Origin of the sequence: Micromonospora sp. NPDC048898, from assembly GCF_043198035.1 — a bacterium.
Classification (GTDB): Bacteria; Actinomycetota; Actinomycetes; order Mycobacteriales; family Micromonosporaceae; genus Micromonospora.
This window is the reverse complement of record NZ_JBICUF010000001.1, coordinates 1102948-1129864: the sequence shown is the minus strand read 5'-3', so window position 1 is coordinate 1129864 and position 26917 is coordinate 1102948. Positions and strand designations below refer to the sequence as shown.

General features: G+C 70.2%; 27 protein-coding genes. 15 read left to right on the top strand and 12 right to left on the bottom strand.

What is annotated here, in order from left to right; translation table 11 throughout:
• Window positions 1-22 precede the first annotated feature (22 nt).
• Complete coding sequence (locus ACGFIQ_RS05305; RefSeq protein ID WP_393239437.1) at window positions 23-1774, bottom strand: acetyl/propionyl/methylcrotonyl-CoA carboxylase subunit alpha; 1752 nt, start codon at window positions 1772-1774, stop codon at window positions 23-25.
• 140 nt (window positions 1775-1914) lie between these two features.
• Here ACGFIQ_RS05305 and ACGFIQ_RS05300 point away from each other — a divergent pair, with 140 nt between their 5' ends.
• The 3 genes from ACGFIQ_RS05300 to ACGFIQ_RS05290 all read left to right on the top strand — a co-directional run bounded on the left by ACGFIQ_RS05300 (window position 1915) and on the right by ACGFIQ_RS05290 (window position 4443).
• Window positions 1915-2529, top strand: a complete 615-nt coding sequence (locus ACGFIQ_RS05300; protein ID WP_393240357.1) for a PadR family transcriptional regulator — start codon at window positions 1915-1917, stop codon at window positions 2527-2529.
• A gap of 156 nt (window positions 2530-2685) precedes the next feature.
• The gene (locus ACGFIQ_RS05295; RefSeq protein ID WP_393239434.1) at window positions 2686-3645 is read left to right on the top strand and encodes an ATP-binding cassette domain-containing protein; all 960 of its coding nucleotides are present in this window, start codon (window positions 2686-2688) and stop codon (window positions 3643-3645) included.
• Between the two features lie 42 nt (window positions 3646-3687).
• Window positions 3688-4443 (top strand): ABC transporter permease, encoded by a 756-nt coding sequence (locus tag ACGFIQ_RS05290; protein WP_357076433.1) that lies wholly within the window; start codon window positions 3688-3690, stop codon window positions 4441-4443.
• A gap of 194 nt (window positions 4444-4637) precedes the next feature.
• Here the strand turns inward: ACGFIQ_RS05290 and ACGFIQ_RS05285 are convergent, their stop codons facing one another.
• The 3 genes from ACGFIQ_RS05285 to mycP form a co-directional block, all read right to left on the bottom strand.
• Window positions 4638-5291 (bottom strand): O-methyltransferase, encoded by a 654-nt coding sequence (locus ACGFIQ_RS05285; RefSeq protein WP_393239431.1) that lies wholly within the window; start codon window positions 5289-5291, stop codon window positions 4638-4640.
• Window positions 5288-5956 carry a Maf family protein gene (locus ACGFIQ_RS05280; protein WP_393239428.1) on the bottom strand — a complete coding sequence of 223 codons (669 nt, stop codon included), beginning with the start codon at window positions 5954-5956 and terminating at the stop codon, window positions 5288-5290. Before ACGFIQ_RS05280 ends, ACGFIQ_RS05285 begins: the two co-directional genes overlap by 4 nt.
• Before the next feature lie 314 nt (window positions 5957-6270).
• A complete protein-coding gene (mycP, locus tag ACGFIQ_RS05275; protein WP_393239425.1) occupies window positions 6271-7422 on the bottom strand; it encodes a type VII secretion-associated serine protease mycosin in 1152 nt (383 codons plus the stop codon).
• A gap of 1007 nt (window positions 7423-8429) precedes the next feature.
• Between mycP and ACGFIQ_RS05270 the strand changes: the two genes are divergently transcribed.
• Window positions 8430-8714 carry a hypothetical protein gene (locus ACGFIQ_RS05270; protein WP_393239422.1) on the top strand — a complete coding sequence of 95 codons (285 nt, stop codon included), beginning with the start codon at window positions 8430-8432 and terminating at the stop codon, window positions 8712-8714.
• A gap of 74 nt (window positions 8715-8788) precedes the next feature.
• Here ACGFIQ_RS05270 and ACGFIQ_RS05265 read toward each other — a convergent pair whose 3' ends face one another.
• Window positions 8789-9253: a hypothetical protein gene (locus ACGFIQ_RS05265; RefSeq protein WP_393239419.1), complete on the bottom strand. Its 465-nt coding sequence runs from the start codon at window positions 9251-9253 to the stop codon at window positions 8789-8791.
• A gap of 88 nt (window positions 9254-9341) precedes the next feature.
• Window positions 9342-9539: an acyl-CoA carboxylase subunit epsilon gene (locus ACGFIQ_RS05260; protein ID WP_393239416.1), complete on the bottom strand. Its 198-nt coding sequence runs from the start codon at window positions 9537-9539 to the stop codon at window positions 9342-9344.
• A gap of 90 nt (window positions 9540-9629) precedes the next feature.
• Here ACGFIQ_RS05260 and ACGFIQ_RS05255 point away from each other — a divergent pair, with 90 nt between their 5' ends.
• Window positions 9630-11624: a protein kinase gene (locus ACGFIQ_RS05255; RefSeq protein ID WP_393239414.1), complete on the top strand. Its 1995-nt coding sequence runs from the start codon at window positions 9630-9632 to the stop codon at window positions 11622-11624.
• A 66-nt stretch (window positions 11625-11690) separates the two neighbouring features.
• Entirely contained in the window at window positions 11691-11918 is a 228-nt protein-coding gene (locus ACGFIQ_RS05250; protein ID WP_393239411.1) for a hypothetical protein, read from the top strand.
• A 75-nt stretch (window positions 11919-11993) separates the two neighbouring features.
• Here the strand turns inward: ACGFIQ_RS05250 and ACGFIQ_RS05245 are convergent, their stop codons facing one another.
• Both ACGFIQ_RS05245 and ACGFIQ_RS05240 read right to left on the bottom strand, forming a co-directional pair.
• The gene (locus tag ACGFIQ_RS05245; RefSeq protein ID WP_393239409.1) at window positions 11994-12746 is read right to left on the bottom strand and encodes a GH25 family lysozyme; all 753 of its coding nucleotides are present in this window, start codon (window positions 12744-12746) and stop codon (window positions 11994-11996) included.
• A gap of 126 nt (window positions 12747-12872) precedes the next feature.
• Window positions 12873-13424, bottom strand: a complete 552-nt coding sequence (locus ACGFIQ_RS05240) for a Uma2 family endonuclease (RefSeq protein ID WP_393239406.1) — start codon at window positions 13422-13424, stop codon at window positions 12873-12875.
• Between the two features lie 101 nt (window positions 13425-13525).
• Here ACGFIQ_RS05240 and ACGFIQ_RS05235 point away from each other — a divergent pair, with 101 nt between their 5' ends.
• From ACGFIQ_RS05235 to ACGFIQ_RS05220, 4 genes are all read left to right on the top strand, one after another.
• A complete protein-coding gene (locus ACGFIQ_RS05235; protein ID WP_393239403.1) occupies window positions 13526-14269 on the top strand; it encodes a M50 family metallopeptidase in 744 nt (247 codons plus the stop codon).
• 146 nt (window positions 14270-14415) lie between these two features.
• Window positions 14416-15399, top strand: a complete 984-nt coding sequence (locus ACGFIQ_RS05230; protein WP_393239400.1) for a ketopantoate reductase family protein — start codon at window positions 14416-14418, stop codon at window positions 15397-15399.
• A gap of 62 nt (window positions 15400-15461) precedes the next feature.
• Window positions 15462-15962: a sigma factor-like helix-turn-helix DNA-binding protein gene (locus ACGFIQ_RS05225; protein WP_393239397.1), complete on the top strand. Its 501-nt coding sequence runs from the start codon at window positions 15462-15464 to the stop codon at window positions 15960-15962.
• The gene (locus ACGFIQ_RS05220; protein ID WP_393239394.1) at window positions 15955-16803 is read left to right on the top strand and encodes a hypothetical protein; all 849 of its coding nucleotides are present in this window, start codon (window positions 15955-15957) and stop codon (window positions 16801-16803) included. Before ACGFIQ_RS05225 ends, ACGFIQ_RS05220 begins: the two co-directional genes overlap by 8 nt.
• A gap of 101 nt (window positions 16804-16904) precedes the next feature.
• Here ACGFIQ_RS05220 and ACGFIQ_RS05215 read toward each other — a convergent pair whose 3' ends face one another.
• Window positions 16905-18488: an acyl-CoA carboxylase subunit beta gene (locus ACGFIQ_RS05215; protein WP_393239391.1), complete on the bottom strand. Its 1584-nt coding sequence runs from the start codon at window positions 18486-18488 to the stop codon at window positions 16905-16907.
• A gap of 84 nt (window positions 18489-18572) precedes the next feature.
• Here ACGFIQ_RS05215 and ACGFIQ_RS05210 point away from each other — a divergent pair, with 84 nt between their 5' ends.
• Entirely contained in the window at window positions 18573-19448 is an 876-nt protein-coding gene (locus tag ACGFIQ_RS05210) for a biotin--[acetyl-CoA-carboxylase] ligase (RefSeq protein WP_393239389.1), read from the top strand.
• Window positions 19449-19618: 170 nt separating this feature from the next.
• Window positions 19619-20191 (top strand): PH domain-containing protein, encoded by a 573-nt coding sequence (locus ACGFIQ_RS05205; protein WP_357076481.1) that lies wholly within the window; start codon window positions 19619-19621, stop codon window positions 20189-20191.
• 49 nt (window positions 20192-20240) lie between these two features.
• On the opposite strand, the gene ACGFIQ_RS05200 is transcribed toward ACGFIQ_RS05205, so the two are convergent.
• The 3 genes from ACGFIQ_RS05200 to ACGFIQ_RS05190 form a co-directional block, all read right to left on the bottom strand.
• Window positions 20241-21005 carry a MaoC/PaaZ C-terminal domain-containing protein gene (locus ACGFIQ_RS05200; RefSeq protein ID WP_393239385.1) on the bottom strand — a complete coding sequence of 255 codons (765 nt, stop codon included), beginning with the start codon at window positions 21003-21005 and terminating at the stop codon, window positions 20241-20243.
• Complete coding sequence (locus ACGFIQ_RS05195) at window positions 21002-21709, bottom strand: GtrA family protein (protein WP_393239382.1); 708 nt, start codon at window positions 21707-21709, stop codon at window positions 21002-21004. Before ACGFIQ_RS05195 ends, ACGFIQ_RS05200 begins: the two co-directional genes overlap by 4 nt.
• A 63-nt stretch (window positions 21710-21772) precedes the next feature.
• Window positions 21773-22309 (bottom strand): GtrA family protein, encoded by a 537-nt coding sequence (locus ACGFIQ_RS05190; RefSeq protein ID WP_393240356.1) that lies wholly within the window; start codon window positions 22307-22309, stop codon window positions 21773-21775.
• A gap of 438 nt (window positions 22310-22747) precedes the next feature.
• On the opposite strand from ACGFIQ_RS05190, the gene ACGFIQ_RS05185 reads away from it, so the two are divergent.
• The 3 genes from ACGFIQ_RS05185 (at window position 22748) to ACGFIQ_RS05175 (ending at window position 26903) form a co-directional block, all read left to right on the top strand.
• Window positions 22748-24592, top strand: coding sequence for a phosphoenolpyruvate carboxykinase (GTP) (locus tag ACGFIQ_RS05185; RefSeq protein WP_393239379.1), 1845 nt, complete (start codon window positions 22748-22750; stop codon window positions 24590-24592).
• Between the two features lie 37 nt (window positions 24593-24629).
• Window positions 24630-25487, top strand: coding sequence for a hypothetical protein (locus ACGFIQ_RS05180; protein ID WP_393239376.1), 858 nt, complete (start codon window positions 24630-24632; stop codon window positions 25485-25487).
• Window positions 25488-25718: 231 nt separating this feature from the next.
• Entirely contained in the window at window positions 25719-26903 is a 1185-nt protein-coding gene (locus tag ACGFIQ_RS05175; protein WP_393239374.1) for a geranylgeranyl reductase family protein, read from the top strand.
• Window positions 26904-26917: the final 14 nt, after the last annotated feature.

Here is a 26917-nt window from a genome sequence, read left to right as displayed (position 1 = left end):
CCCAGCTCTTCGGAAGGGCCCGTCAGGCGATGGTGCAGATGGGGGCACCGGCGGTGAGCACCGCGCCGACCTCGGCGGTGAGCCCGCTGACCGTGCCCGCCTTGTGGGCGTGCAGCGGCTGCTCCATCTTCATCGCCTCCAGCACCACCACCAGGTCACCCTCGGCCACGGTGTCGCCGTCCGCTACCGCGATCTTGACGATGGTGCCCTGCATGGGCGAGGTGAGCGCATCACCGCTGACCGGCGCGCCCGCCTTGGCCGCGCCGCCGCGCCGAGCCGGCTTACGGGTGGCGGGTGCCGCGGTGGTCGTACTCCCGCCGAAGCCGGCGGGGAGGCTGACCTCCAGGCGCTTGCCGCCCACCTCGACCACGACGGTCTCGCGTTCGGCCGGCGCTTCGGCGGCGCCGGCGGTGGCGGCGAACGGCGGCACGGTGTTGTGGAACTCCGTCTCGATCCAGCGGGTGTGCACGGTGAACGGTTCGGCGGTGAACGCCTCGTCCCGCACGACCAGCCGGTGGAACGGCAGCGCGGTCGCCATCCCGTCGACGATCATCTCGTCCAGGGCCCGGCGGGCGCGCTCCAGTGCCTCGGCCCGCGTCTCACCGGTGATGATCAGCTTGGCCAGCAGTGAGTCGAAGTTGCCGCCGATCACGTCGCCGGCCGAGATGCCGGTGTCCACCCGCACACCCGGGCCGGTGGGCAGGCGCAGCGCGGTGACCGTCCCCGGGGCGGGCAGGAAGTTGCGGCCCGGGTCCTCGCCGTTGATCCGGAACTCGATCGAGTGCCCGCGCGGAGTCGGGTCCTCGGTGCTCCGCAGCTTCGCGCCGTCGGCGATCCGGAACTGCTCGCGCACCAGGTCGATGCCGGCGGTCTCCTCGGTGACCGGGTGCTCGACCTGGAGTCGGGTGTTGACCTCCAGGAAGGAGATGGTGCCGTCCTTGCCGACCAGGTATTCGACGGTGCCGGCGCCGTGGTAGCCGGCCTCGCGGCAGATCGCCTTGGCGCTGTCGTGGATCTGGGCCCGCTGGGCGTCGGTGAGGAACGGCGCGGGTGCCTCCTCCACGAGCTTCTGGTGTCGACGCTGCAACGAGCAGTCCCGGGTGCCCACCACGATCACGTTGCCGTGCTGGTCGGCGAGGACCTGCGCCTCGACGTGACGAGGCTGGTCCAGGTAACGCTCGACGAAGCACTCGCCCCGGCCGAACGCGGCGACCGCCTCCCGGGTGGCCGACTCGAAGAGTTGCGGGATCTCCTCCATCGTCCGGGCCACCTTGAGGCCACGCCCGCCGCCGCCGAAGGCGGCCTTGATGGCGACCGGCAGGCCGTGGTCGACGGCGAACGCCATCACCTCGTCCGGGCTGGCCACCGGGTCGGGGGTGCCGGGCACCAGCGGTGCGCCGGCGCGCTGCGCGATGTGCCGGGCGGTGACCTTGTCGCCCAGGTCGCGGATCGCCTGCGGCGTCGGCCCGATCCAGGTCAGCCCCGCGTCGATGACCGCCTGGGCGAAGTCGGCGTTCTCACTGAGAAAGCCATAACCCGGGTGTACGGCGTCCGCGTCGGCGCGGGCGGCCACGTCGAGCAGCTTGTCGATGCGCAGGTAGGTCTCGGTCGCGCTGTCCCCGCCGAGCGCGTACGCCTCGTCCGCGAGGGTGGCGTGCAGGGCCTCACGGTCGGAGTCCGCGTACACCGCGACGCTGCCCAGGCCGGCGTCGCGGCACGCTCGGATCACCCGGACGGCGATCTCGCCGCGGTTGGCGATGAGTACCTTGCGCACCTTCGTAGCTCCTCACCGGGCAGGTTACTGACGGGGAGTGTATCGGCCACCCTGGTGACCCTAACGATCGCTCAGTGTGGAATGCGGCACTCACCATAGTCAAATTTGGCTATTACGCTTGCCGGGTGTCTGCGACTCGAATGATGATCCTCGGTCTGGTGCGGTGGATGCAGCCCGTGCACGGCTACGACGTGCGCCGCGAGCTGTTGAGCTGGAGCGCGGACAAGTGGGCGAACGTGCAGCCCGGTTCGATCTACCACGCCCTGCGCAAGCTCACCGAGGAGGGGCTGCTCCGCGCCGTCGCCACCGAGCAGGTCGGCGCCCGTCCGGCCCGCACCACCTACGAGGTGACCGCCAAGGGGGAGGACGAGTTCGAGACGATGCTGCGCAACCTCTGGTGGAACCTCGTCGAGCCATCGGATCCCTTCGCGGTGGCCTTCTCCTTCCTACCGGCCATGCCGCGTGCCGAGGCCGCCGCCGCCCTGCGCAATCGGGCCAATCTGCTGCGAGCCGGCGTCGAGTCGATGCGGGCCTCCCTCGAGTCGGACTGGGTGCGTAACCGCAAGCCGGTGCACGTGGGCTGGATGTTCGAGCTGTGGGCGGTGCGGGCGGAGGCGGAGATGGGGTGGTGCGAGCGGATCGCGGAGCGGATCGACTCCGGCGTGTCGTACCTGCCCGCTGAACTGGAGAACGTCGAGGGTTGGTCGGGGTGGAAGGGGCGCCCGGAGTCAACGCCGCCGACACAAGCGGAATAATCAACGTTGACTACAAGAGCTATATCGCGTTAGCCTGCTGGCGGCACAGCGGGGGAGTGCGCCGTCCGGCGTTCGTCCCACTCGACGGCCGGCCCGCGGCCGGCCCGAACGACACTCGACGGCCGGCCCCGCCGGCCCGAACGACCAGGAGCAGAAATGATCGAGACCAGGGGGCTGCGGAAGTCGTTCCGCTCCCGCGCGGGTCGAGAGACAAAGACGGTGGACGCCGTGCGCGGCGTCAACCTCGAGGTCGCCGAAGGCGAGATCTTCGGCTTCCTCGGCCCGAACGGCGCTGGCAAGACCACCACGCTGCGGATGCTCGCCACGCTCATCGAGCCGGACGGCGGTGACGCCACCATCGCCGGTGCCGACCTGCGCAAGGACCCAGCCGAGGTGCGCCGGCGCATCGGCTACGTCCCGCAGGGCGGCAGCACCTGGGACGAGTCCACCGCCCGCGACGAGCTGGTGCTGCACGCCCGCATGTATGGCATCAGCAAGGCCGACGCGCAGCAGCGCGCGGTCCGCGCACTGGACGCCTTCCAGCTCACCGAGTACGCGGACCGCAAGTGCAAGACCTACTCCGGAGGTCAGCGCCGACGGGTCGAGATCGCGCTCGGCATCATCCACGAGCCGAAGATCGTCTTCCTGGACGAGCCGACCACCGGCCTCGACCCGCAGAGCCGCGCCCACATGTGGGACGAGATCCGGCGGCTCCGCAACGACGGGATGACCGTCTTCATCACCACGCACTACCTGGACGAGGCCGACGCGCTCTGCGACCGGATCGCGATCATGGACAACGGCGAGGTGGTGGCCGAGGGCACGCCGGCCGAGCTCAAGCGCGAGATCTCCGGCGACGTGGTGCTCGTCGGCCTCGACCTGGCCGCAACCCCGCAGGCCACCCAGGTGCTCGACGGCGAGCCCTACGTCAACAAGCTGGAGGCCATCGACGAGGGCGGCCTGCGCCTCTACGTCGACGAGGGCGCCACCGCCATCCCGCAGGTGCTGCGCAGGCTCGATCAGGCCGGGCTGGAGCTGCGCTCGATCGAGCTGCACCGACCCAGCCTGGACGACGTCTTCCTCACCAAGACCGGCCGCTCGCTGCGCGAGTCCTGACCACCGCTCGCTGCGCGAGTCCTGACCACCCGGAGACCACTCATGAAATTCGCCCGTGACACCTGGCTGATCTTCCAGCGCCAGACGCAACTCCTGCTGCGCAACCCGGTCTGGGTCTTCGTCGGCGTGTTCCAGCCGGTCATGTACCTGTTGCTCTTCGCCCCGCTGCTCAAGCCGGCACTGAACGCGCCCACCCAGGCCGCCGCCTACAAGATCTTCGTACCCGGCCTGCTGGTGCTGCTGGCGATCTTCGGCGGACTGTTCCAGGGTTTCGGCCTGATCGCCGAACTGCGCGCCGGCGTCATCGAACGCTCCCGGGTCACCCCGATCAGCCGGCTCGCCCTGCTGCTCGGTCGCTCGCTGCGTGACGTCGTGTCGCTCGTCGTGCAGGCGATCATCATCACCCTGCTGGCGCTCCTGTTCGACCTGCGGGTGTTCATCGGGGACCTGCTGCTGGCGTACCTGATGCTCGCCCTGATCGCCCTCATGACCTCGGCCGTCTCCTACGGCGTCGCTCTCAAGGTCAAGAGCGAGGACGCGCTGGCCCCCCTGATGAACACGGTGGCGCAGCCGGTGCTGCTGCTGTCCGGCATCCTGCTACCGCTCACCTTCGCCCCCGGCTGGTTGCAGGGCATCGCCAACTGGAACCCGTTCTCCTGGGCGGTCGACGGCACCCGGGCGCTGTTCGCCGGTGACCTGGCCAGCGACAAGGTCTGGCAGGGCCTCAGCATCACCGCGGTGCTCGCCGCGCTGGGCGTCTACTGGGCCGCCCGCCAGTTCGCCCGCAGCGTCCGCTGACCCGACAGTCCCGGCGTGCGGCGCCTGGTCCCGGCGTGCGCCTGGTCCCGGCCGTGTGGCGCCTGGTCCTGGCGTGCGGCGCCTGGTCCCGGCGTGATCGACTCGCTTTCCTGAAAGTCGCGGTGTCCTGCCGCCTGGGATGCCGCGACTTTCAGGAACCCGAGTGGATCAGAACGTCCGGCGGGCGTTTCCGGTCAACGCACCCGGGCGAGGGTGAGGCCGTCCGCGATCGGCAGCATCACCGGGTCCACCCGTACGTCGGCCAACACCTCATCATTGAAGGCGGCGATCGCCCGGTCGCCCTCGTTCTCCGGCGCCACGATCCGTCCGCCGCGCAGGACGTTGTCGACAGCGATCACTCCACCGGGCCGCATCCGCGGCACCAACTCGGCCCAGTAGATCGGATAACCGGTCTTGTCGGCGTCGATGAACGCAAAGTCCAGGTAGCGCTCGTGCGGCAACTCCCGCAACGTCTCCCCGGCCGGGCCGATGCGCAGCTCGATCCGGTCCTGCACGCCGGCCCGCTCCCAGTAGCGCCGGGCGATGCCGGTGAACTCCTCCGAGATGTCGAAGCAGGTCAGCCGCCCACCCTCGGGCAACCCGCGGGCGATCGCCAGCGACGAGAGCCCGGTGAACGTGCCGATCTCGACGGCCTGCCGTACGTCGAGCAGCCGCGTCAGGAACGTCAGAAAGGCGGCCTGCTCCGGTGCCACCTGCATGGTGGCGTGCTCCGGCAGCACCGACCGGGTCTCCTCGGCCAGGTCCAAAATGATCTCGTCGGGCGGGGAGCCGTGCGAGACCAGGTACTCGTGCAGTTCGTCGGTGAGCGGGATCGATTTCGTGGTCATGACCGGACGTTACCGAGTGGCTCGACCGATTGGCCGCCCGGCGCGACCTTCGTCCACAGGTCGGTGATCCGCAGATCCAGCTCGGCGAGGAGGCGGCGCAACAGCGGCATCGACAACCCGACCACCGTCCCCGGGTCACCCTCGATCCGCTCCACGAACGGCCCGCCCAACCCGTCGATGGTGAACGCGCCGGCCACCGCCAGCGGCTCGCCGCTGGCCACGTACGCGGCGATCTCGTCGTCGCTGATATCGGCGAAGTGGACAGTGGTCGAGGCGACCGCCTCCGCGCGCCGCCCAGCGGCAACGTCGATCAGGCAGTGCCCACTGTGCAGGACGCCGCTGCGCCCCCGCATCCGCAGCCAACGCCCGGTGGCATCCGCCGGGTCCGCTGGCTTGCCGAGGATCTCCCCGTCGAACGCGAGCACGGAGTCACACCCGATCACCAGCGTCCGCTGGTCGGCGCCAGGGCTCAGCCGGGTCAACACCGCCTGCGCCTTGAGCCGCGCCAACTCCAGGCACAACTCTTCGGCCCGCTCGGCCATCACCAACGACTCGTCCACCCCGCTGACCAGCACATCTGGCTCAATCCCAGCAGCTTGGAGCAACTTGCGACGGGCGGGGCTCGCCGAGGCGAGCACAAGGCGGAGCGGCAGGGTCTCAGACACCCACCCGACGTTACCGGCTAGCCCTCACCGAGACCGACACCCCGCCAGTGCAGGCTGCCAGGCGAGCCGGCTGCTCGGTGGCTCGGTGTTCGGCTGGCCCGGGTGGCCAGCCGTCCTTGATCCACTCGCCTTTCAGGAAACCGCGGTTTCCGGGGCGAGGGGATACCGCGGTTTCCTGAAAGGCGAGTGGATCACCGCCCTTGCCGCCCCTGCCCAATACGAGGATCAACGCGATGTCGGCGATGTCGGGGTGTCCCGCTGCCAGGACACCCCGACATCAAGGAACCCGAGTCGATCACCGCTTAGTTGATCGATCAGCGACTGATTCTGGGCGGCGGATCATCACCGCGCTGGCGCCGCCGCGCTATCACTGCCCACCCAGCCCCGACGGCCACGATCACCCCAAGGGTGGCCAGGCCGCGCGCGGTCGCTCCATCGCTCTCGTCACTCTGCCGAGCACTAGCCGTCGTGGTCGGGCCAGATCCGGCCGGAGCGCTAACCGACTCAAGCCCCAGTGGCGGTACGTCTGCCGTCAGCGCCGCCACAAGATCGATCACCCCGTAGCCGTATTCGTCGTCGCGCCCTGGAGGACCCTTGTCGACGGCGGTAGCCGTAAGCCGGTGCGCCACCTCCCGGGCGGGCAGGTACGGGTACTTAGACCTGATCAGCGCAGCCGCACCCGCCACGATCGCCGTCGCGCTCGACGTGCCAGTCCCCCTCGAGTACTTTCCGCCGTAGCTGGTGCTATAGATGTCGACCGCAGGAGCGACCACATCGATCTTCGGCCCGGTGACCGAGATGGCAGCGTGTTGTCCGGCGCGATCGACGCCCCCAACCGCGATAACACCCTCTTCGCTGGCCGGATAGCCGACGCTTTGATCTCGGGGGAGATTACCGACACCGGCCACGATGACGATATCTGCGTCGAGGGCACCGCGGATAGATTCACGTAGTCTCGAGCTGCTTCCGCCGACAGACGAGATACTTATTATGTCTGCACCGTTCGCGATAGCATAATTGATGCCCTGCGCTAAGTCGTCAGGCTGGCCGTCCTCGTTTGGCGGTGAATCGAAGATCGGGAGTATCTTCGACTCTGGTGCTATGCCGAGAGCTCCAGATCTTGCGCCTTGACCGTGAGCCGCAATAAGTCCAGCCATTGATGTTCCGTGACTGTCTAAATCTCTCGTGCCGTCACCGTTTCCGCCAGGGATTACGTCCGTTCCTGGAAGGAGGTTATTGCGGAGGTCGGGATGAGGGTCTACCCCCGTATCTGGGACTGCGACCACGACTCCGCTGCCGCGACTCATGCCTTGAGCCTCAGGTATTTTCAAGTATTCGAGGTGCCATTGCTCCCGCCGAATTAGAGCAGCGGCACCTGCAGTGGGGCTTGCGGGTGCAGGCGCTACTACTGGCGCTGCCATCGCCAGTAGAGCGTAAAGTGCCGTAAGGGGTCCGCTGAGTCCCATGCTCAACGATTGAAGCCGATGGCCGGTCCAGGATCGATTGGGCCTTGCTCGTTTCCAGGACGGAGGACTGGGTTCACCCCTTGATCTGTCTCCCACGGATTATCCGGATCCCAGCGATGGGTAGAGTCCGCGTCGAGTTGCGGGCGCTGGCGCCCGGGTGGCAGCCCAATTCCTGGGTTGCCACCCAGCGAAGGTGCACCGCCGATCGGAGCAGGACCGCCGTGGGAGGAGGTGAATGTTCGACCGCTGCCAGGGCGAGACCCAGCGCCTCCGGTTGGCCCGGTGCCGGCACCGCCGCCTCCGATCACTCCGCCAATTGGGTTGACCTTGCGGGGCTGAGCCGTGTTCGGTCCTAGTGGGGTAACGCCCCCGGTGGGCATGCCGCCGATAACTCCACTCGGCGGACTTGAGCGAACTGGCGGTGTCGGAGGCGGGGCTTGAGGCCTACTGAGACTGGCGGCAGGCGTATGTCCGCCCGAACTAGGCGGCGGTAAGGGGCGGGGCGAGATCGGCGTGTTGGGCGGCAGGGGCCCAAGTCCTGGGTGTGCGGCCGACGCTGGGGGGACTGCGCTTCCTGTGTTTACTGTGGTGGGATTATTTGTGAGACCACTTCCCGCGCCACCTAGCACTGGTCCAACCCCCTGCGCCTGGGGAATTGGTGCAGCCACGTCCGGTGGTGCAATGCGGCTCGTCGTACGGTTGCCGCCGGTCGGCATTGGTATCGGAATGATCGGTGGAATGGTTGGCGCCGTAGGAGCGGCAGTTAATGCATCGGGATCTCCGGATTGAACCGGGGTCCGCGCTGCTGGTGGTTTTTGGAGGGTTGCTTGGGCTTGTTGGAGTTCGCCGCTGAGGCTGAACATCGCCGCTCGTGCTTGAACATTCAGCCGTTCCAGGTCCGCGTCGGTAACAGGTGCCTCGGTGACCCGGTTCCCCATCACCGCTTTCGGGTCGGCGGCCATCGACTCGTACGCCTGCTTCTGATGGGACTTGGTCGCGTACTCCTCGTGGATCTTGCGGAGCGCGGCGCGGGTGGTGCCGATGGCCTGGGTGACGGCGGCGAGCGCGGTGTAGTTGGCGGCGGCGGCGTCGTGGGTGCGCTGCACCTTGTCGATCAGCTCGTCGAGCTCGGCCAGGTACGTGCTGGAGGCGGCGCTGGTCTCGGGTGGCCACGCCTCGGCGAGCCCGCGCCGGTATTCCCGGAGGCGGCTGAGGTGGGTTTGCGCCAGGTCGCAGACCTTGCGCCAGCCGGCGACCTGCTTCCAGTGGTTGGTGGTGTCGTGGTCCTGTAGGCAGGCCCACATGCTGTTGACGTCCATCAGGTGCCAGTCGGTGAGGCCGGAGGTGCGGCCGGTGCTCCGGTCGATCATGGCAGCACCATCGGCCCTTCGGTATCGGCGTCAGCACCGGTCGGGTCGGTCAGCATCGGTGTCGGACCGCCGGGCAGCATGCTGGTGGGGTCGGCGAGGGCCTGTCGCACGTCGACCACTCGCGCGGCGGTGAAGGCGTCGCTGTCGGCGTATCGGGTGGCGACCTGGTCGGCGGCGGCGGCCAGGTGGCCGGTGGCGCCGCGGACGGCGTACACGATGTCGGCGGTGGCCTGCTGCGTCTCGTGGTGGGCGTGCAGGAAGGTGACCAGCTCGACGAAGGCGTCGCACGGGTTGGGCAGCTTCGCGGACATGTCCTCGGCGATGTACGACAGGTGCGGCGCGTAGTTGCTCTCGACCTCGGCGGCGAGCCGGTCGGCGAACTCTCTGAGCTGGCTGATGTCGGCTTCGATGCCGCCGTAGCCGCGCAGCCAGGGCGCTGGCCGGTCCTCCTGAGGGATCACGGGTCCTCCCTAAGTGTCACGGCATCGTCTCCCTGAGTGAGGGTAGCCGCTCCCCGTGCCCCTGGCAGCCCCCGCCCGGCGGGTCGGGTCAGCTGCGGGGCAGGCCGGAGGTACGCCACCCGCCGGAGGCGACCGGCCGACCGCTGCGCGCCCAGGCGGACGTGGCGGTCGGCGCGGGAGCTGCGGCAGGGCGGGAGCGGGTGACGATCGCTCCGACCAGGGCGGCCAACTCCTCCGCGGTGGGCACGCCGCGAACGACCCGGAACAGCGGCTCTTCGGCAGACATGACGCCAGGGTACGCGGCGCGAAGTTACCCGAAGCGCACAGTGGCGTGCCGGCGGTGTGAGCGTCAGCCGGTCCGGGTACCGTCTCAGCGATGTCGAACGCGCTTCCCCAACTCGTCGCTGACCGATACCGGCTCCTGTCGCCGCTCGGCCAGGGCGGCATGGGCCGAGTGTGGAAGGCACGCGACGAGGTGCTGCACCGAGACGTCGCCATCAAGGAGTTGGTGCCGCCGCCCGGTCTCACCGACGAGGAGCGCCGCGAGATGCGCGAGCGCTCGCTGCGCGAGGCGCGGGCCATCGCCCGGCTCAATCACGTCAACGTCGTCCGCATCTTCGACGTGCTGCGCACCGACGGCGATCCGTGGATCGTCATGGAGTACGTGGCGTCGAAGTCGTTGCAGGACACTCTCGCCGAGGATGGCCCCGTCTCGGTGGCCCGCACTGTGGAGATCGGCCTCGGCGTGCTGGGTGCGCTGAGTGCCGCGCACAAGGCGGGCGTGATGCACCGCGACGTCAAGCCCGGCAACGTGTTGCTGGGCGAGGACGGCCGGGTGGTGCTGACCGACTTCGGTCTCGCCACCATCCCGGGCGACCCCAACGTGACCCGCACCGGCATGGTGCTCGGCTCACCCGCGTACATCTCGCCGGAGCGCGCCCGGGACGGCACCGCCGGCCCGGAGGCCGACCTGTGGTCGTTGGGCGCGACGCTCTACGCGGCGGTCGAGGGCAAGTCGCCGTACGCGCGGCCGTCGGCGATCGGCACCCTCGCGGCGTTGGCGACCGAGCCGATCCCGCCGCCGAAGAACGCCGGCCCGCTCAAGGCCGTGCTGAACGGGTTGCTGCGCAAGGACCCGAACGAGCGGATCACCGCCGAGGTGGCGGAACGTCTGCTGCGCCGCGCCGGTGGCAAGCGGGCACGCGGGATCTCGCTGCTGGACGGCGTACGCCGGCCTGGGCCGAACGGTCCGCGCGAGCCGCGCCCGCCGCACGTCCCCGCACCGCGACCGGCCGAGAGTGTCGACCGGACGGTGTCGCCGCCGGCCTCCGCCACCTCCGCTGCTGCCACGACCTCCGCCACCGATGCCACGCCGACGGCCGTCGTTGCCTCCGGCGCGCACGGCGACCCGACCGCGCACGTGACTGTCGACCCGACCGCGGCGGTGCCGGCCGAGCCGACCGCGCCGATCGACCGCCCGTCCGATGCCGCGCCGTCCGATGCCGACCCGACCGCGAAGGTCACGGCCGCGCCCGACACGAGCGGCGACGGTACGACGAACGTCGACGACGAGCCGACAGTTGTCGACGGCCCGCCGGTGGCTCCGGAACAGCGCAGGCCGACGACGCCGACGTCGCTCATGCCGCCGATCGGTCCGGCGGGTCGCGCGTCGGTGCCGCCGTTCGACGGCACGAAGCCGAACAACACCCGACGCAACCTGCTGATCGGGGCGGTGGTCGCCCTGCTGCTGATCGGCCTCGTGGTGGTGGTGCCGATGCTCACCAAGGGCGACGACACGACCCCGCAGACCGAGCCGACCGGGGGTGGCGGGACGTCGGCAGCGGCGCCGAGTTCCGCTGCGCCGGCGCCCACCACCGGTGCCCCCAGCGCGACGCCGTCGGCCTCGCCGTCGGTCGACCCGAACGCGTTGCCGGCGGGCTGGAAGCTGCACCGGGACCCGGCCGGCTTCACCCTGCCGATCCCCGACGACTGGGTGCGCGAAGAGGCCGGCAGCGACACTGTCGTCTTCGACGAGCCCAACGGCCCGGGTGAGTTGCTCGTGCAGTGGACGCCGAGGCCGGAGAAGGACGCCTACGCAAACTGGGTGCGGATCGAGCCGGGGCGCGCGGACATCGTCACGAACTACCAGAAGCTTGGCATCGTGCGCTGCAACTTCTGGAAGACCTGCTCCGACTGGGAGTGGCTGGAGACCCGCGACGGGACGCGGATCCACGTCCGTAACCGTGGCTTCGTGACGGCCAGTAACCGCGGTTACGCCCTGCGGTGGGAGATCGCGGAGAAGGACTGGCAGGCCAAGCTGCCGGACTTCGACCGGATCGCCAAGGGTTTCGTGCCCGACCGTCAGGACTGAAACTGATTCGCATGACCCTCCGTCGTCCTGGGTAATTGACAGTCGACGACGGAGGGGAGGCACGACATGGGTTACCGACGGAGGGACACCCGGCCTCGGCTGGCACTGTGGATGCTCGTGGCGCTCGGCGACGCGATCCTGCTGCTGGTCACCATGGGGATTCCGGCGCTCATCGCACTGCTCAGCGTCGTGGTCGTTACCGGCTTCGGGGTGGGTGCCTGGCGGCTGACCCGCCGGAGCGCGCTGGCCCGTGAGGAGGCCGTGGTGCCGGCGTTGAGCCGACGGAGGGCGTGACCGGTGGTGTGGCGGCAGCCGGACCGATTGTCGACCGTGTGGTGACAGTCGATCCCGTTGCCGCCAACGGCCCGGTCAGGTGTTGTTGGCCAACGCGATCAGTCGACTGCGGTCGCCGTTCCAGTAGTTGCGGTCCACGTTGCCGCTGATTCCGGAGACGACGCCGGTGCTGGTGTACTGCCAGAAGCTCCACACCGACGCGCCGGCCGGCAGGGCGCCGGGCGTGCTCGACCAGCGGGCCAGCCAGAGCGGGTGGTTCGCCCACGGGCCGGTCCAGTTGCCGGTGCACTGGTTCCACCAGCTCGTGGTGGTGTAGATGACGGCGTGCCGGCCGGTGCGCGACCGGTAGGTGTTGAGGAAGTCCTGCACCCAGTTGCGCATCCCGGTGGTGCTCAGGCCGTAGCAGTAGCCGCCGCTGTACGGGTTGGCCTCGATGTCCAGCGCCGCCGGTAGGGTGCGGCTGTCCGCGGACCAGGCGCCGCCGTTGGAGGCCAGGTAGTTGGCCTGGGTCGAGCCGGCGGAGATGTTCGGGCGGGCGAAGTGGTACGCGCCGCGGATCACCCCGGCGTTGTACGAGTTGACGTAGTTGGCGTTGAAGTTCGGGTCCTTGTAGGTGGTGCCCTCGGTCGCCTTGATGAAGGCGAACTGGATGCCCGCGTTGCGGACGCTCGTCCAGTTGATGGTGCCCTGGTAGCGGGACACGTCGATGCCGGGTGTGGTGGCGGCGGTCGCCGGTCCGGCGGTCGCGACCAGGGCCGCCGCCGCGGTGGCGAGGACGGTGAGGCTGGCCGCGAGCGCGCGGCGCAGCGTTGACGAGGTACGGGCCATGAATGCCTCCAAGGACGTCGCTCTATCGACAACCATCTTTGGAGGTAAGTGCCCTAGATCACAAGGGCGACTGAAAAAAGCTTCATCGACGGGCGTGTGTCGTCCCAGTTGCGGGAGTCGGACGGATCAGCCCAGCGTGGCCGGGTCGAGCTGCCAGCGGAACGGCTCAACGACGGTCAGCGTCTCGCCGGCCTTGGCGATCTGGTCCTCGACGTAGTGCTCACCGTCGAGCCGGTGCAGCCGCAGCGAGAGACCGTCGCCCTCCTGCTCGACAAGCAGATACCAGGGGATCCGCGCGATGGCGTAGAGCTGCATCTTGACCAGCCGGTCGGCAGCGGCGTTGCCGGGCGAGACGATCTCGCCGACGAGCACCACCCGGTCGGGGTCGAGGAAGGTGCCGTCGTCATCAACATCGGTCACAACGAGGTCCGGAATGACGACTCGATCGATGCCGAGCCGGACGTTGATCGCTTCGAAGACCGACAGCCCGAGGAGGTCTGCCGCTGCTTCGATGCTGTTCGCCAGCCGGCGCGACACCCGCTGGTGCCGTCGGCTCGGGGCAGGGCTCACCAGAAGGCTCCCGTCGAGCAGTTCGATCCGGTCAGGCGTTTCGCCCAAGGCGAAGTAGTCGGCCTCGGTCCACAGGCCGATGTGCGGCTCCAGGGGCGCTGCGCTCACCCGCGTTCACCTCCCGCTCGACTCGCCACCCGATCAGTCTCCCAGGATACGAGGCGGTGCTCCGGGAGCGACACGGAACGCCGCCGGTAGGCTCGCGCCCCATGATGTCGATCGACGGACTGGGCGAGATGTGGGACACGCTGTTCGGCGCTCAGCCGGACCCGCCCCCACTGCTGGTGCTGATCACCGCGGCCGTCGCGCTGGTGGTGGTGTCCACCCGGCTGCCGTGGCGGGTCGCCCGCAACGCCATCACCATCGCGCACGAGGGCGGGCACGCGCTCGTCGCCCTGCTCACCGGGCGCAAGCTGCGCGGCATCCGGCTGCACTCGGACACGTCGGGGCTGACGCTCTCCGCCGGCCGTCCCACCGGGCCGGGCATGATCCTCACCCTGCTCGCCGGTTACGTGGCCCCGCCGCTGGTCGGGCTGGCCGGTGCCTGGCTGCTCGGCGGCAACCGGATCACCCTGCTGCTCTGGGTGGCGGTGGCGCTGCTGCTGGCCATGCTCGTCATGATCCGCAACGTCTTCGGAGTGGTGTCGCTGCTGGTCACCGGCGCGCTGGTGTTCGCCGTCTCGTGGTACGCCACGCCGCAGGTCCAGGCCGTGTTCGCGTACACCGGGGTGTGGTTCCTGCTGCTCGGCGGGGTGCGGCCGGTGGTGGAGCTGCAACGGCTGCGGTCGCGGGGCCGGATGCCCGCCTCCGACGCCGACCAACTCGCCGGGCTCACCCCGTTCCCGCCGTTCTTCTGGGTGGCCGTCTTCGCCCTGGTCAACCTGGTCGCCCTGATCGCAGGCGCCCTCCTGCTCGCCGGCCCGATCCTCACCGACGCCGGCCTGACGCTCTAAACCCGACCTCCGCACGGGTCGATCAAGGAGTTGTGGTGGGCCGCGAAAGCCGCAATACCCCCGCAGCCAGGCACCACAACTCCATGATCGACGGCGGAAGGGGCGGGAGCGGCGGGAGCGGCGGAAGGGGCGGGCAGAATGAGGCCATGCGATACGTGATCATCGGGGCGGGCGCGGTCGGCGGGACCATCGGCGTACGGCTGGCCCAGGCCGACCGGGACGTGACAGTGGTGGCCCGCGGCGCCCACCTGGACGCGATCCGGGCGCGGGGGTTGACCCTGCGGCAGCCCGACGGGGAGGTCACCGCCCGGATCACCGCCGTGGACGGGCCCCGCGAGCAGCCGCTGGCAGCGGACACGGTGCTGATCCTCACCGTGAAGTCGCAGGACACCGCCGGCGCGCTGGCCGCCTGGGTGGACGCGCCGGTGGCCGGCGGCGGTACGGCGGGCGAACGTCTGCCGCTGGTGACCGCGCAGAACGGGGTGGCGAACGAGCGGGCCGCGCTGCGGCTCTTCGCCGACGTGCACCCGGTCTGCGTCTGGTTGCCGGCCACCCACCTGGACCCGGGCGTGGTGGTGGCCAACGGCTACCCGCACCCGGGGATGCTCCACATCGGGCGGTACCCCGCGGGCGCCGACGACACCGACCGGGCGATCGCCGCCGATCTGAGTGCCGCCGGGTTCGTCGCGCCGGTTCGCGAGGACGTGCTGCGCTGGAAGTACGGCAAGCTGCTCAGCAACCTCGGCAACGGCCTCCAGGCGCTGCTCGGCCAGGACATCCCGGAGGCGTTGGTCGAGCGGGTACGCGCCGAGGGTGTCGCCGCGCTCGCCGCCGCCGGCATCGCGCACACCTCGCCGCAGGAGGAGAAGGCCGAACGCGGTGATCTGGTGCGGCAACGCCCGGTCGACGGCGAGGCTCGCTCCGGCGGCTCCACCTGGCAGAGCCTGGCCCGGGGCACCGGTTCGACCGAGGTCGACCACCTCAACGGTGAGATCGCGCTGCTCGGCCGGCTGCACGGCGTGTCGACGCCGGCCAACGTCGCCGTGCAGCGGGCCGTCCGCCGGGCGGTCCGGGAGCGGATCGCGGCCGGCGCGTTCCCGCTCGCCGAACTGGAGAAGATGATCCCCTGATCCCGGCAACCGACCACCCGACCCGGCGCGTGTTCCCTGCGACCGACACGGGGAGGCAACAGGTGCCGGACGTCGACGAGTTCGACGAGTTCTACCGGGGGAGCCGGCAACGGCTGCTCGGGTTCGTCTACGCCCTGACCGGGGACCGGATCGAGGCTCAGGACGCCGTGCAGGAGGCGTACATCCGGGCGTGGCAGCGCTGGTCGACGGTCCGTGAGTACGACGACCCGGAGGCGTGGGTGCGGGTGGTGGCCAGCCGGGTCGCGGTCAGCCGGTGGCGCAGCCTGCGCAGCCGGGCCCGCGCGTACCTGCGGCACGGTGCCACCGAGACCGTTCCCGGCCCGGGCACCGACACCGTCGAGGTGGTCGCCGCCCTGCGTCGGCTGCCCGAGGAGCAACGCGTCGCCATCGCCCTGTACTACCTGGTCGGCATGCCGGTCGCCGACGTGGCGCGGGAGACCGCAGCCCCGGTGGGCACCGTCAAGGCCCGCCTCTCCCGGGGGCGCGCCGCGCTCGCCGGCCTGCTCGCCGTCTCTGATCTGGAGGAGGCCACCGATGCGTGACGACCCGTCGTTCGTCGAGCAGATCCACAGTGACCTGCAGGATGTCCAGTGGCCGGCCCCGGAGGAGATCCGATCCCGGGCCCGTCGCCGCAGCCAGCGCAGAATCATCGTGGCCACCGTCGTGCTGACCCTCGTCGGGGCCTCCGCCGTGGCGGTCGCCGCACCGCGGCAGTCCTCGCCACCGGCTCCGCCGGCCGCCTCCCCGACCCGGCACGAGATCACCACCGACGCGCTGTTGCAGCCGGCCGATCTGCCACAGCCGGCCGACGTACAGCTCAGCCAGTCGGGGCTGGGCGAGCCGGTCCTGTTGGATCACCTGCTCGGCGCATGCCGGACGAGCCAGGGACGCTCGGAGGGCTGGCAGCCGTCAATCCTGTCCCGCTCGCAGACGTTGCTGCGGGTGCACCCTCCGGGCCCTCGCACGGAGGGCGACGATCTGGTCGCGCAGGACCTCTTCAGATTGGTACCCGAGGCGGCCACACAGCTCTTCACCGGTCTGGACGACCTGATCGCCCCGTGTGCCGAATGGCGAAGCGTCGGGCAGATGGACACGGCAGGGGTCATCAGCACGGTATTCGCCGTGCACCGGTGGGCGGTGACGCAGCGGGGTTTCGCCGGGGACGACGCCGCCATCCTGCGGGACTCGCTCACGGCCGCCAGCGACGTGAAGACCGGGCAGAAGCACGGTGAGGACCCTGCGCCGGTCCTGCTGGCGATCGTCCGGGTCGGCGATCTCGTCTCGGTGCTCCGCCTCGGCTACGACGGCACCGAAGCCGAACTCGTGCGGCTGGCCGTGGCGGCGGCAGCGCGGATGTGCGCCGCCGCCAACCCACCCTGCTGACGGGGTCGGGTCGATGATCCGCACAACATCAGGGTTGTTGCTGCCTCCCGTCGCCCGGAGGCAGCACTTTCCCCGAAGTTGCGCGGATCAAGGGGCCGAGGTCAGAGTGGGATGTTGCCGTGCTTCTTGGGCGGCAGGGTCTCCCGCTTGGTGCGCAGGACGCGCAGCGCCCGGACGATCTGGGTGCGCGTCTCGTGCGGCGCGATCACCGAGTCGATGTAACCGCGTTCGGCCGCCACGTACGGGTTGGCCAGGGTGTCCTCGTACTCGGCGATCTTCTCGGCGCGGACCGCCGCCGGGTCCTCCGCGCCGGCCAGCTCGGAGCGGTAGAGGATGTTCACCGCACCCTGCGCCCCCATCACCGCGATCTGGGCGGTGGGCCAGGCGAAGTTCAGGTCCGCGCCGAGGTGCTTGGAGCCCATCACGTCGTACGCGCCGCCGTACGCCTTGCGGGTGATCACGGTGACCTTGGGGACGGTGGCCTCGGCGTACGCGTAGATGAGCTTGGCGCCCCGGCGGATGATGCCGTCCCACTCCTGGCCGGTGCCGGGCAGGAAGCCGGGCACGTCCACGAAGGTCAGCACCGGGATGTTGAACGCGTCGCAGGTGCGCACGAACCGCGCGGCCTTCTCGGAGGCGGCGATGTCCAGGGTGCCGGCGAAGTGCATCGGCTGGTTGGCCACCACACCGACCGGACGCCCCTCGACCCGGCCGTAGCCGACCACGATGTTCTGCGCGTAGAGCGGCTGGACCTCCAGGAACTCCCCGTCGTCGAGGATGTGTCCGAGCACCGTGTGCATGTCGTACGGCTGGTTGGCCGAGTCCGGGATCAGCGTGTCCAGCTGGCGGTCCTCGTCGTTGATCTCCAACGAGGCCGGCGCGTCGAAGACCACCGGCTCGTCGAGGTTGTTCGACGGCAGGTACGACAGCAGCGCCTTGACGTAGTCGATCGCGTCGTCCTCGTCGCTGGCGAGGTAGTGCGCGTTACCGCTGCGGGAGTTGTGCGTGCGGGCCCCGCCCAGTTCCTCCATGCCGACGTCCTCGCCGGTCACCGTCTTGATCACGTCCGGGCCGGTGATGAACATGTGCGAGGTCTGGTCGACCATCACGGTGAAGTCGGTGACCGCGGGGGAGTAGACCGCGCCGCCCGCGCAGGGCCCCATCACCAGCGAGATCTGCGGGATGACGCCGGAGGCCCGCACGTTGCGGAAGAAGATCTCGCCGTAGAGGCCGAGCGAGACCACGCCCTCCTGGATGCGGGCGCCACCGGAGTCGTTGATGCCGACCACCGGGCAGCCGATCTTCATGGCCAGGTCCATCACCTTGACGATCTTTTCGCCGAAGACCTCACCGAGGGAGCCGCCGAAGACCGTGAAGTCCTGCGCGAACACGCACACCTGCCGGCCGTCCACCGTGCCGTAGCCGGTGACCACACCGTCGCCGTACGGGCGGTTGCGCTCCAGCCCGAAGGCCGTGGAGCGGTGCCGGGCCAGCTCGTCGAGTTCGACGAACGAGCCCTCGTCGAGCAGCATCTCGATCCGCGCACGGGCGGTCTTCTTGCCGCGCGCGTGCTGCTTCTCGACGGCACGGGCCGACCCGGCGTGCACCGCCTCGTCGACCCGGCGCTCCAGGTCCGCCAGCTTGCCCGCGGTGCTGTGGATGTTGGTCCCGGTCTCGGTAGTCACCCCGCGAATATAACGATGGTTCAGGTCGGCACCGGCGTGCCGTACCCCTCAGTGTCGACACCGCCACCGCCGTAGGCTGGCGGAATGTCGGGCTCCCCGTACACCGATCTGGACCGCCCGCCACTGTCGGCGGCCCGGCTGCGCCGCGCGTTGGTCGCGCCGAACGGGCCGTGGGCCCGGCTGGAGCTGCGCACCGAGACCGGCTCCACAAATGCCGACGTGGCCGAGGCGGCCCGAGCCGGCGAGCCCGAGGGCCTGGTCGTGGTCGCCGAGCGGCAGACCGCGGGGCGTGGCCGGCGCGGCCGGGTCTGGCAGTCACCGCCGCGGGCGGGCATCGCGACGAGCGTGCTGCTGCGGCCCGGCGAGGCCGTGCCGGACCGCGGTTGGTTGCCGGCGGCACCCACGGGGTACGGGTGGCTGCCGTTGCTGGCCGGCGTGGCGCTTGTCGAGGCGGTGGCCCGGCTGGCCGAGCTGGACGCCAAACTGAAGTGGCCCAACGACCTGCTGATCGGCGACGCGAAGTGCGCGGGCGTGCTGGCCGAGGCGGTGCCCGGGCGGGCGCCGGATCAACCGCCGGCCATCGTGCTCGGCATCGGGCTCAACGTGACGCTGCGCGCCGAGGAGCTGCCGGTGAACCCGACCGGGCTACCGGCCACCTCGTTGCAGTTGGCCGGTGCGGCGGCCACCGATCGGGACCCGCTGCTACGGGCCCTGCTGCGCTCGCTGGCCGAGTGGTACGGCCGTTGGCGCTCGGCGGGCGGCGACGCGGTGTCCAGCGGCCTGCGCGACGCCTACCTGGCGGGGTGCGCGACTGTCGGTCGCGAGGTTCGCGTGCTGCTCCCCGACGGCGACTCCCTGACCGGCGAGGCCACCGGAGTGGACCGGGACGGCCAACTGGTGGTCACCACCCCCAGCGGCCCCAGAACCCTAACCGCCGGAGACGTCCTCCACCTCCGCTAACTGCCCTCACCCCACCCCCGCCCCCCCCCGCGATCTGCAGTTTCGGGGTAGATCGGGTGACAGGAAGTGCAAGATCGCGGAGAACGGGGTGGGGGCCGCGTGGCGGATGTTGTGGTGGGGCTTGAGGGGTTTACCGTCTGCGCGTCTAGAAAATCGCGATGGAGGTTCCCGTGGCGTTTCCTGAAGACGTGCTCACCGAGGACGAGCACGTCGTGCTGCACCTGCACCCGCACTGGAAGGCGTTGATCCGGCCGATCGCGGTGCTGGTGCTGGCCATCGCCGCGGTGGTGGTGGGGCTGCTCCTGCTGCCCGAGAGCGGCGGCGGTTCGATCGCGCTGGCCGTGATCGGCGTGATCGCCCTGGTCGGGGTGCTCTGGCTCGGCCTGTGGCCGTTCCTGGTCTGGCGTACCACGCACTACCTGTTCACCAACGAGCGTGTGCTGATCCAGCAGGGTGTCTTCTCTCGTGACCGGCGGGACCTTCCGCTCACCCGGGTCAACGACCACTCGATGAACCAGCGCTTCGTCGAACGCCTCCTCGGCTGCGGCACGCTCACCATCGAGTCGGCCGGCGAACGCGGCCAGTCGGTGCTCGCCGACGTGCCGGGTGTCGGAAAGGTGCAGACCACCCTGTATGAGCTGGTCGAGGCACAGCACGACAAGCACTCGCTCGGCGACGGGGAGATGCGCGACATCCTCGCCGACATGCAGGACGGCAAGCCGCTGCGCGACACCACGACCTGACCTCGGGTCGACCGAGGCCGTGGCCCGCCCCGGGCAGTGTCGGGGCGGGTCAGTCGTGTGGTTCGGCCGGGGATGGGCCGTTTCCGGGCCGTACGGGCCCCGGTGGGTTGGTCCCGGCCGGGCCGGCGTCGGGCGGCCCACTCGCAGGCTGACCGCCACCGCCCGCTGCGCTACCGGCTGGGTCGCCTTCGGCTGGGTCGGCTTCGGCTGCGTCGTGACCGGCTGGGCCACCTGTAGCCGGGCCGGAGGCGACTGTGCCGGCTCCGGCTTCGGTGGAGTCGGCTTCGGTGGAGTCGGCCTCGACGGGGTCGGCCTCGGCTGGTCGCAGGGCGAACCAGCCGCGGAAGCGGGTGCGCAGCACCTCCTGCTCGGGCCGGTCGTCCGGGCCAAGGCGCAGCATGGTGCCGGTGAGGCTGACGGTGCCGAGCCCCGGGCGGGCCGTCGACGGTCGCGCGCCCATCACGTCGACCCGGATCGCGAGCCGGTCGCCAGCGCGCACGGGGGCGAGCCAGCGCAACTCCTCCAGGCCGGGGGACGCGTCCGCGGCAGCCCGGGACAGCAGATGGTCGACGTACGCCCGCATGAAGAGGCTGACCGTGTAGAAGCCGCTGGCGATCAGCCCGCCGTGCCGGCTGGCCCCGGCCAGGTCGGGGTCGACGTGGTACCACTGCGGGTCGAAGCGGCGGGCGAAGGCGACCATCTCGTCGCCGTCCACGGTGACCACGCCGAGGTCGACGGTGAGCCCCGGAACGAGATCCTCGAAGAACAGCTCGGCGGGTTGCCCGGTGCCGGAGCGGGCGTCTGGTGTCGTCACCGGCGGGGCGCGCGGCGAGTGCTGACGTGCAACTCCGCGGCGAGCTCCGCGTCCAGGTCGGCAGCGGGGCTGACGCTCAACCGGGCGGGCCGACCCTGGGTGGGAGCACCGGGCGGTGGGTCGGCGCGGTCCGCGGACTTCGCCTCCTCCTCCAGCTCCGACACGGTCTCGGCAAGCTCGGCGACCGGGTCCATCTCGGCCAGGGTGTCCCACTCGTCCCGCGGGATGTCGTGCCAGGTGGGTTCGGGTTTCGTCTCGCGCTCGGCCGGCACGACCGGCTGGAAGACGAAGGTCCGGTAGGACCAGAAACGGAAGAGCGTGCCCAGCAGGACGCCAACGGTCTTGGCGACGTTCAGGGCGAGCAGGCCATGGACGCCGAGGCCGTACTTGGCCGCCGCCACGGCACCCAGCTCGATGAGCAGGCCAACCCCGTTGAACAGGAAAAACAGGACGTACTCCCGGCGCAGCGCCGACTTCGGGCGATCCCGGTACGTCCAGTGCCGATTCATCAGATACGACGTGATCGTGGCGACGAGGGTCGCGATCACGTTCGCCTTCAATTGACCATTGACGAAAACGGTCAGTGCAAGGGCATTGAACACCGCGTAATTGATGACGGTGTTGACGCCGCCAACGATGCCGAACTTGAGCGCCTCGTGGATGAACTTCTGCCAGCGCTCAGGCAGCAGACGGACAAGACGCATGCGAAACACCTTAGGGCAGTCGGTGCGGCCAGTGATCACCGGCCGAACGGGGTGAGCGGCGGGTCACGCCCTGCGATCGGGGTCGGGTCTTACCTGCGGAACGGTCCGGGTTCCCGCTTCGACGAAGACGAACCGCCGGTACGACCAGAATCGGAACAGCGTGCCGAGGCCCGTGCCGACGACGTAGCTGGCGACGTTGTCGGCCAGGCGCGTCTCGAACACGGCGGGCCAGATGCTGCCGAGCCCGTACCGGCTGATCGCGAGGCAGGCCACCGCGATGCCGAGGCCGACGATGTTGAAGAAGAAGAACAGCGCGTATTCGCGGGCCGGGTTGCTGCGCTGCCGGTGCCGCCAGGTCCAGAACCGGTTGCCCACGAAGGCGACGGACGCCGCGATGATGGTGGAGATCGTCTTCGCCGTCAGCTCCTCGACGCCACGCGTGCTCGTCAGATAGTTGAAGAGCGCGAAGTCGACGAGGAAGGCGGCACCACCCACGGTGGCGAACTTGCTCATCTCGCGGACGAGGTGACCGAAGCGGTCCAAGAGCCTGCCGAACAGACCCCGTGGGGTCTGCCGGGGACCCGGTTGCTCCCCGGTCATCGTGGCGGCCACGGGGGGAGCCTACCGGCTGTGGAGCAGTCAGAGGGGTAGCAACGGCGAGCGGGCGTGGTCACCCGGAACGGCAGATCACCGTGTGCGTAACCGTTGTACGCAGCGTAACCAATTGGGAGGACTGACGCGCCCCGGAACGGGGATCCACGCACCGGTCGGCGGGGCAGGTCACGGCCCGACCGCAACAAGCGTCCGCCGGGGTGCACAACAAGATTTGCGTGAAACTGCGCAGGAAAGCGGGTATCAGCTCGTGATACCGCAGCGTGGCCGTAGCTTGTGCAGTTCTTCACAACCAGTCCCACTGACTCGGAAGGCTGCCCGGTTTACGCTGAGGCCAATCCCAGGTTTCCACGAAGGCGACGCATCGCGCCGCTGAGTCTCGTGCATCCCATAGATCGGTCAGCGTCGACCACAAGGAGATGTGTCATGGTTGCTCCGGCTGTTGTGCGGGGTATCGATCAGGCCCCGACGTCCCATCCGAAACTGCTCGCCTGGGTCCGTGAGGTCGCGGAACTGACCACCCCCGACCGGGTCGTCTGGGTGGACGGGTCCGACGAGGAGTGGCGCCGCCTCACCGATGAGTTGGTCGAGGCCGGCACGCTGATCCGGCTCAACCCGGAGAGGAAGCCCAACTCGTTCTACGCGCGTACCGACCCGACCGACGTCGCCCGGGTCGAGGAACGCACCTACATCTGCTCCGTCGACGAGGCGGACGCCGGCCCCACCAACAACTGGATGGCGCCGCCGGAGATGAAGCGGACGATGACCGAGCTGTACCGCGGCTCGATGCGCGGACGCACCATGTACGTCATCCCGTTCGTCATGGGCCCGGTCGAGGCCGAGAGCCCGATGTTCGGTGTCGAGATCACCGACAGCCCGTACGTGGTCGCGTCGATGCGCATCATGACCCGGATGGGCACCCGCGTCCTTGAGGCGATGGGCGACGACGCGGACTTCGTGCACGCGTTGCACTCGATCGGCGCCCCGCTCGCCCCTGGCCAGCAGGACGTCGCCTGGCCGTGCAACGAGACCAAGTACATCTCGCACTTCCCGGAGACCCGGGAGATCTGGTCGTACGGTTCCGGTTACGGCGGCAACTCGCTGCTCGGCAAGAAGTGCTACTCGCTGCGGATCGCCAGCGTGATGGGCCGGGACGAGGGCTGGCTCGCCGAGCACATGCTGATCCTCAAGATCACCTCGCCGGAGGGCAGGGTCCACCACATCGCCGGCGCGTTCCCCTCGGCCTGCGGCAAGACCAACCTGGCCATGGTGGAGCCGACCATCCCGGGTTGGAAGGTCGAGACCATCGGCGACGACATCGCCTGGATGCGGTTCGGCCCGGACGGCCGCCTCTACGCCGTCAACCCGGAGTACGGCCTGTTCGGTGTCGCACCCGGCACCGACTGGAAGACCAACGCCAACGCCATGCGCACCCTGGACCGGGGCAACTCCGTCTTCACCAACGTGGGCCTCACCGACGACGGCGACGTCTGGTGGGAGGGCATGGGTGAGCCCCCGGCACACCTGATCGACTGGAAGGGCAACGACTGGACGCCGGAGAGCGAGGGCCTCTCCTCCCACGCGAACAGCCGGTTCTGCACCCCGATCACCCAGTGCCCGATCCTCGCCGACGAGTACTTCGACCCCAACGGGGTGCCGATCGACGCGATCCTCTTCGGTGGCCGCCGCAAGGACACCATCCCGTTGGTGACCGAGGCCCGTGACTGGGTGCACGGCGTCTACATGGGCGCCACGCTCTCCTCGGAGACGACGGCCGCCGCGTCCGGCGCGGTCGGTGTGGTCCGCCGGGATCCGATGGCGATGCTGCCGTTCATCGGCTACCACGCCGGTGACTACTTCCGGCACTGGATCGAGATGGGCAAGGGCACCGACGGCGACGAGGCGAAGCTGCCGAAGATCTACTACGTCAACTGGTTCCGCAAGGACCCGGATGGCTCGTTCCTCTGGCCGGGCTTCGGGGAGAACTCCCGGGTGCTCAAGTGGGTCGTCGAGCGGATCGAGGGCACGGCCGACGCGGTGGAGACCCCGGTGGGCATGGTGCCGACGCCCGAGTCGCTGGACGTCGAGGGCTTGGACATGACCCCGGAGGACGTCCGGATCGCGCTGAAGGTCGACCCGGACGAGTGGCGCAACGAGCTGCCGATGATCACCGAGTGGTTCGAGAAGTTCGGTGACAAGCTGCCCGGCGTGCTCTGGGCCGAGTTGGACGCGCTGCGCGCCCGCCTGGACGCCACGCAACCGCAGCGGTAGGTGTGAACGAGACCCTTCGCGGGCAACATCGGATTCCATGAGGACGGCCGCCGAGACCGAGGTCCGGCGGCCGTCCGCCGTCCGGGTGCTGACCTTCCTGCTCGCGACGACGGCGGCGGCCACCGTCGTGGTCGAGCTGCTCAACTGGTGGTACGCCCCGGAGCAGGGCTTCGGTCTGGCGGTACGCACCGGCTGGGCGATGCTGCGCTCGTTCGGTTTCCTGCTGCTGATCGGGCACGTCCGCCGGGGCCGCACGGTGGCTCGCCCGTTCGGGCTGATCCTCGCGGTCACCACGGTCTTCGCCGTCGGTCGGTTGATCGTGCCCCGCCAGGGGGTGCCGCCGCTGCCCGGCCTGCTCGGCTTCGCCGTACTCAGCGCGCTCTGTGTGGCGGTGGTCTGGCTGCTGTACCGCTCGTCGGCGCTGGCCGGGCACCTCGTCCGGCACCGGCCACGGCTGGTCATCGACCGGGCCGGTCTCTCCTGGCGGGAAACCCCACCACGCCGGCCGGAGGCCAGTGCCTGGCTGCTGACCAGCCGGGTGGCGGCGTTCACCTACAGCCCGCTGATGCTGGTGCCGGCCCTGGTGGCCGGTGGCGCCATCCTGGACGGTCGGCTGTCCGCGCTGCCGGCCGTGCTGTTCTGGTTCGGTGCCGGCATCGCGGCCAGCTACGCGGTGCTGTTCTGCACCGCGTTCCTGATGCGCGGCAAGGACTGGGCGCGGGGCCTGCTGGTCGGCGTCACCCTGGTCGTGCTCGCCGTGGACCTGCCGTTGTGCTGGTGGCTGCTGGGCGTGGACGGCCTGGTCCGCGACGGTGCACCGCTGCTCGCCGCGGCGGGCCTGACCTTCTACGGCCTGCGCCGCGCCGCCCGCACCCCCGACGCTGCTCTGGCCTGACGACGGCACGATCATGCGGACGCCCCAGATTGGTGAGCGGCGCCCCACCTACGGGGGCAAGGTCTACAGGCGCGTGGACAGACGTGCCGACCCTGGCGGGCCGGTGCTCTCCGAAGAGGACCGGGAGCCAGCGCCGCGCGGTGCGGCCCGCGCGGGCGGGCAGGGGGCAGGATGGCGGGTGGTGTCGGTCACAGCGACCGACGCCGACGGCGCAGGCGGATGGCCGGGCAGATGGCGAACGGGCCGTGCCGCCGACGGGGAGGGAGGCGCGCGGTGAGCGACGAGTTCGATGTGGTGGTGGTGGGCGCGGGGCCGGCCGGAGCAGCCGCCGCGTTGGCCGCACGCCGGGCGGGTGCCAGCGTGCTGCTGCTGGACCGGGCCGACTTTCCCCGTGACAAGGCGTGTGGCGACGGGATCGCCGCGCACTCGGTGGACGTGCTCGCCGAGCTGGGTGTGCCCGAGGCGGTGGCCGGCTACGCGCAGCTGCCCGCGTTACGCATGATCGCGCCGGGTGGCGGTGCCGTGGCTCGGGCGCTGCCCCGACCCGCGTACACCGTGCCCCGGGAGGTCTTCGACGCGCGACTCGTGGCGGCTGCCGTGGCGGCCGGCGCGCAGTTGCGCCGGCACACCGTGCGCCGGGTCGAGCCGCGCGCCGACCGGGTGGTGCTCGACGGGGAGGTGTCCGGTCGGGTGGTGGTGGGTGCCGACGGCGCCGGCTCGTTGGTGCGTCGGGCACTCGGCCATCCGCAGAATCCCGACCGGCACCTGGCGCTGGCCATCCGGGGGTACGCCCCGGCTCTGCCCGGGCCGTCCGAGCAGCTCATCGTCACCTCGAAGGCGCGCTGGCCGGCGTACGCCTGGTCGTTTCCGATCGGCGACGGACGGGCGAACGTCGGGTACGGGGAGGTGCTGCGCGGTGAGCCGCTGAGCCGGGCCTACCTGCTGGACCGGCTGGCCGCGCTGCTGCCCGGCACCGATCTGGGGACGGTGACCGCGTTGCGCGCCCACCATCTGCCGCTGTCCACCCACCGGCCGGCACCGGGGCGTGGCCGCACGTTGCTGGCCGGGGACGCGCTGTCACTGATCAATCCGTTCACCGGGGAGGGCATCTTCTACGCGCTGCTCTCCGGTGCGCTCGCCGGGGCGGCAGCGGCCCAGGCACCCGAGGCGGCGGCCGTCCGTTACGCCCACGGGTTGCGTCGCCGCCTCGGCACCCACCTGCGGCACAGCTCGTTCGCGGCCTGGTTGGCGCGGCGTGGCCGAGTGGTGGACGCGGCGGTGCGGGCCGCCCGGCGCGACGACCGGGTGTTCTATGACGTGGTCGAGCTGGGGCTGGGTGACGGACGCCTCACCGCCCGTACGCTGGCGATGATCGGCATCGGTCTGCCCGGCGGGGATGCGACTCCGAGGCGGTGATCTGGCCGAAGGGT

Bases quoted from the DNA above. Each gene is read 5' to 3' on its own strand.
- ACGFIQ_RS05220 (WP_393239394.1), top strand. From the start codon at position 15,955: ATGCGTGACGACCCGTCGTTCGTCGAGCAGATCCACAGTGACCTGCAG.
- ACGFIQ_RS05250 (WP_393239411.1), top strand. From the start codon at position 11,691: ATGGGTTACCGACGGAGGGACACCCGGCCTCGGCTGGCACTGTGGATG.
- ACGFIQ_RS05210 (WP_393239389.1), top strand. From the start codon at position 18,573: ATGTCGGGCTCCCCGTACACCGATCTGGACCGCCCGCCACTGTCGGCG.
- ACGFIQ_RS05290 (WP_357076433.1), top strand. From the start codon at position 3,688: ATGAAATTCGCCCGTGACACCTGGCTGATCTTCCAGCGCCAGACGCAA.
- ACGFIQ_RS05175 (WP_393239374.1), top strand. From the start codon at position 25,719: ATGGCGAACGGGCCGTGCCGCCGACGGGGAGGGAGGCGCGCGGTGAGC.
- ACGFIQ_RS05255 (WP_393239414.1), top strand. From the start codon at position 9,630: ATGTCGAACGCGCTTCCCCAACTCGTCGCTGACCGATACCGGCTCCTG.
- ACGFIQ_RS05235 (WP_393239403.1), top strand. From the start codon at position 13,526: ATGATGTCGATCGACGGACTGGGCGAGATGTGGGACACGCTGTTCGGC.
- ACGFIQ_RS05300 (WP_393240357.1), top strand. From the start codon at position 1,915: ATGATGATCCTCGGTCTGGTGCGGTGGATGCAGCCCGTGCACGGCTAC.
- mycP (WP_393239425.1), bottom strand. From the start codon at position 7,422: ATGGGACTCAGCGGACCCCTTACGGCACTTTACGCTCTACTGGCGATG.
- ACGFIQ_RS05230 (WP_393239400.1), top strand. From the start codon at position 14,416: ATGCGATACGTGATCATCGGGGCGGGCGCGGTCGGCGGGACCATCGGC.
- ACGFIQ_RS05285 (WP_393239431.1), bottom strand. From the start codon at position 5,291: ATGACCACGAAATCGATCCCGCTCACCGACGAACTGCACGAGTACCTG.
- ACGFIQ_RS05195 (WP_393239382.1), bottom strand. From the start codon at position 21,709: ATGCGTCTTGTCCGTCTGCTGCCTGAGCGCTGGCAGAAGTTCATCCAC.
- ACGFIQ_RS05295 (WP_393239434.1), top strand. From the start codon at position 2,686: ATGATCGAGACCAGGGGGCTGCGGAAGTCGTTCCGCTCCCGCGCGGGT.
- ACGFIQ_RS05190 (WP_393240356.1), bottom strand. From the start codon at position 22,309: ATGACCGGGGAGCAACCGGGTCCCCGGCAGACCCCACGGGGTCTGTTC.
- ACGFIQ_RS05185 (WP_393239379.1), top strand. From the start codon at position 22,748: ATGGTTGCTCCGGCTGTTGTGCGGGGTATCGATCAGGCCCCGACGTCC.
- ACGFIQ_RS05180 (WP_393239376.1), top strand. From the start codon at position 24,630: ATGAGGACGGCCGCCGAGACCGAGGTCCGGCGGCCGTCCGCCGTCCGG.
- ACGFIQ_RS05260 (WP_393239416.1), bottom strand. From the start codon at position 9,539: ATGTCTGCCGAAGAGCCGCTGTTCCGGGTCGTTCGCGGCGTGCCCACC.
- ACGFIQ_RS05245 (WP_393239409.1), bottom strand. From the start codon at position 12,746: ATGGCCCGTACCTCGTCAACGCTGCGCCGCGCGCTCGCGGCCAGCCTC.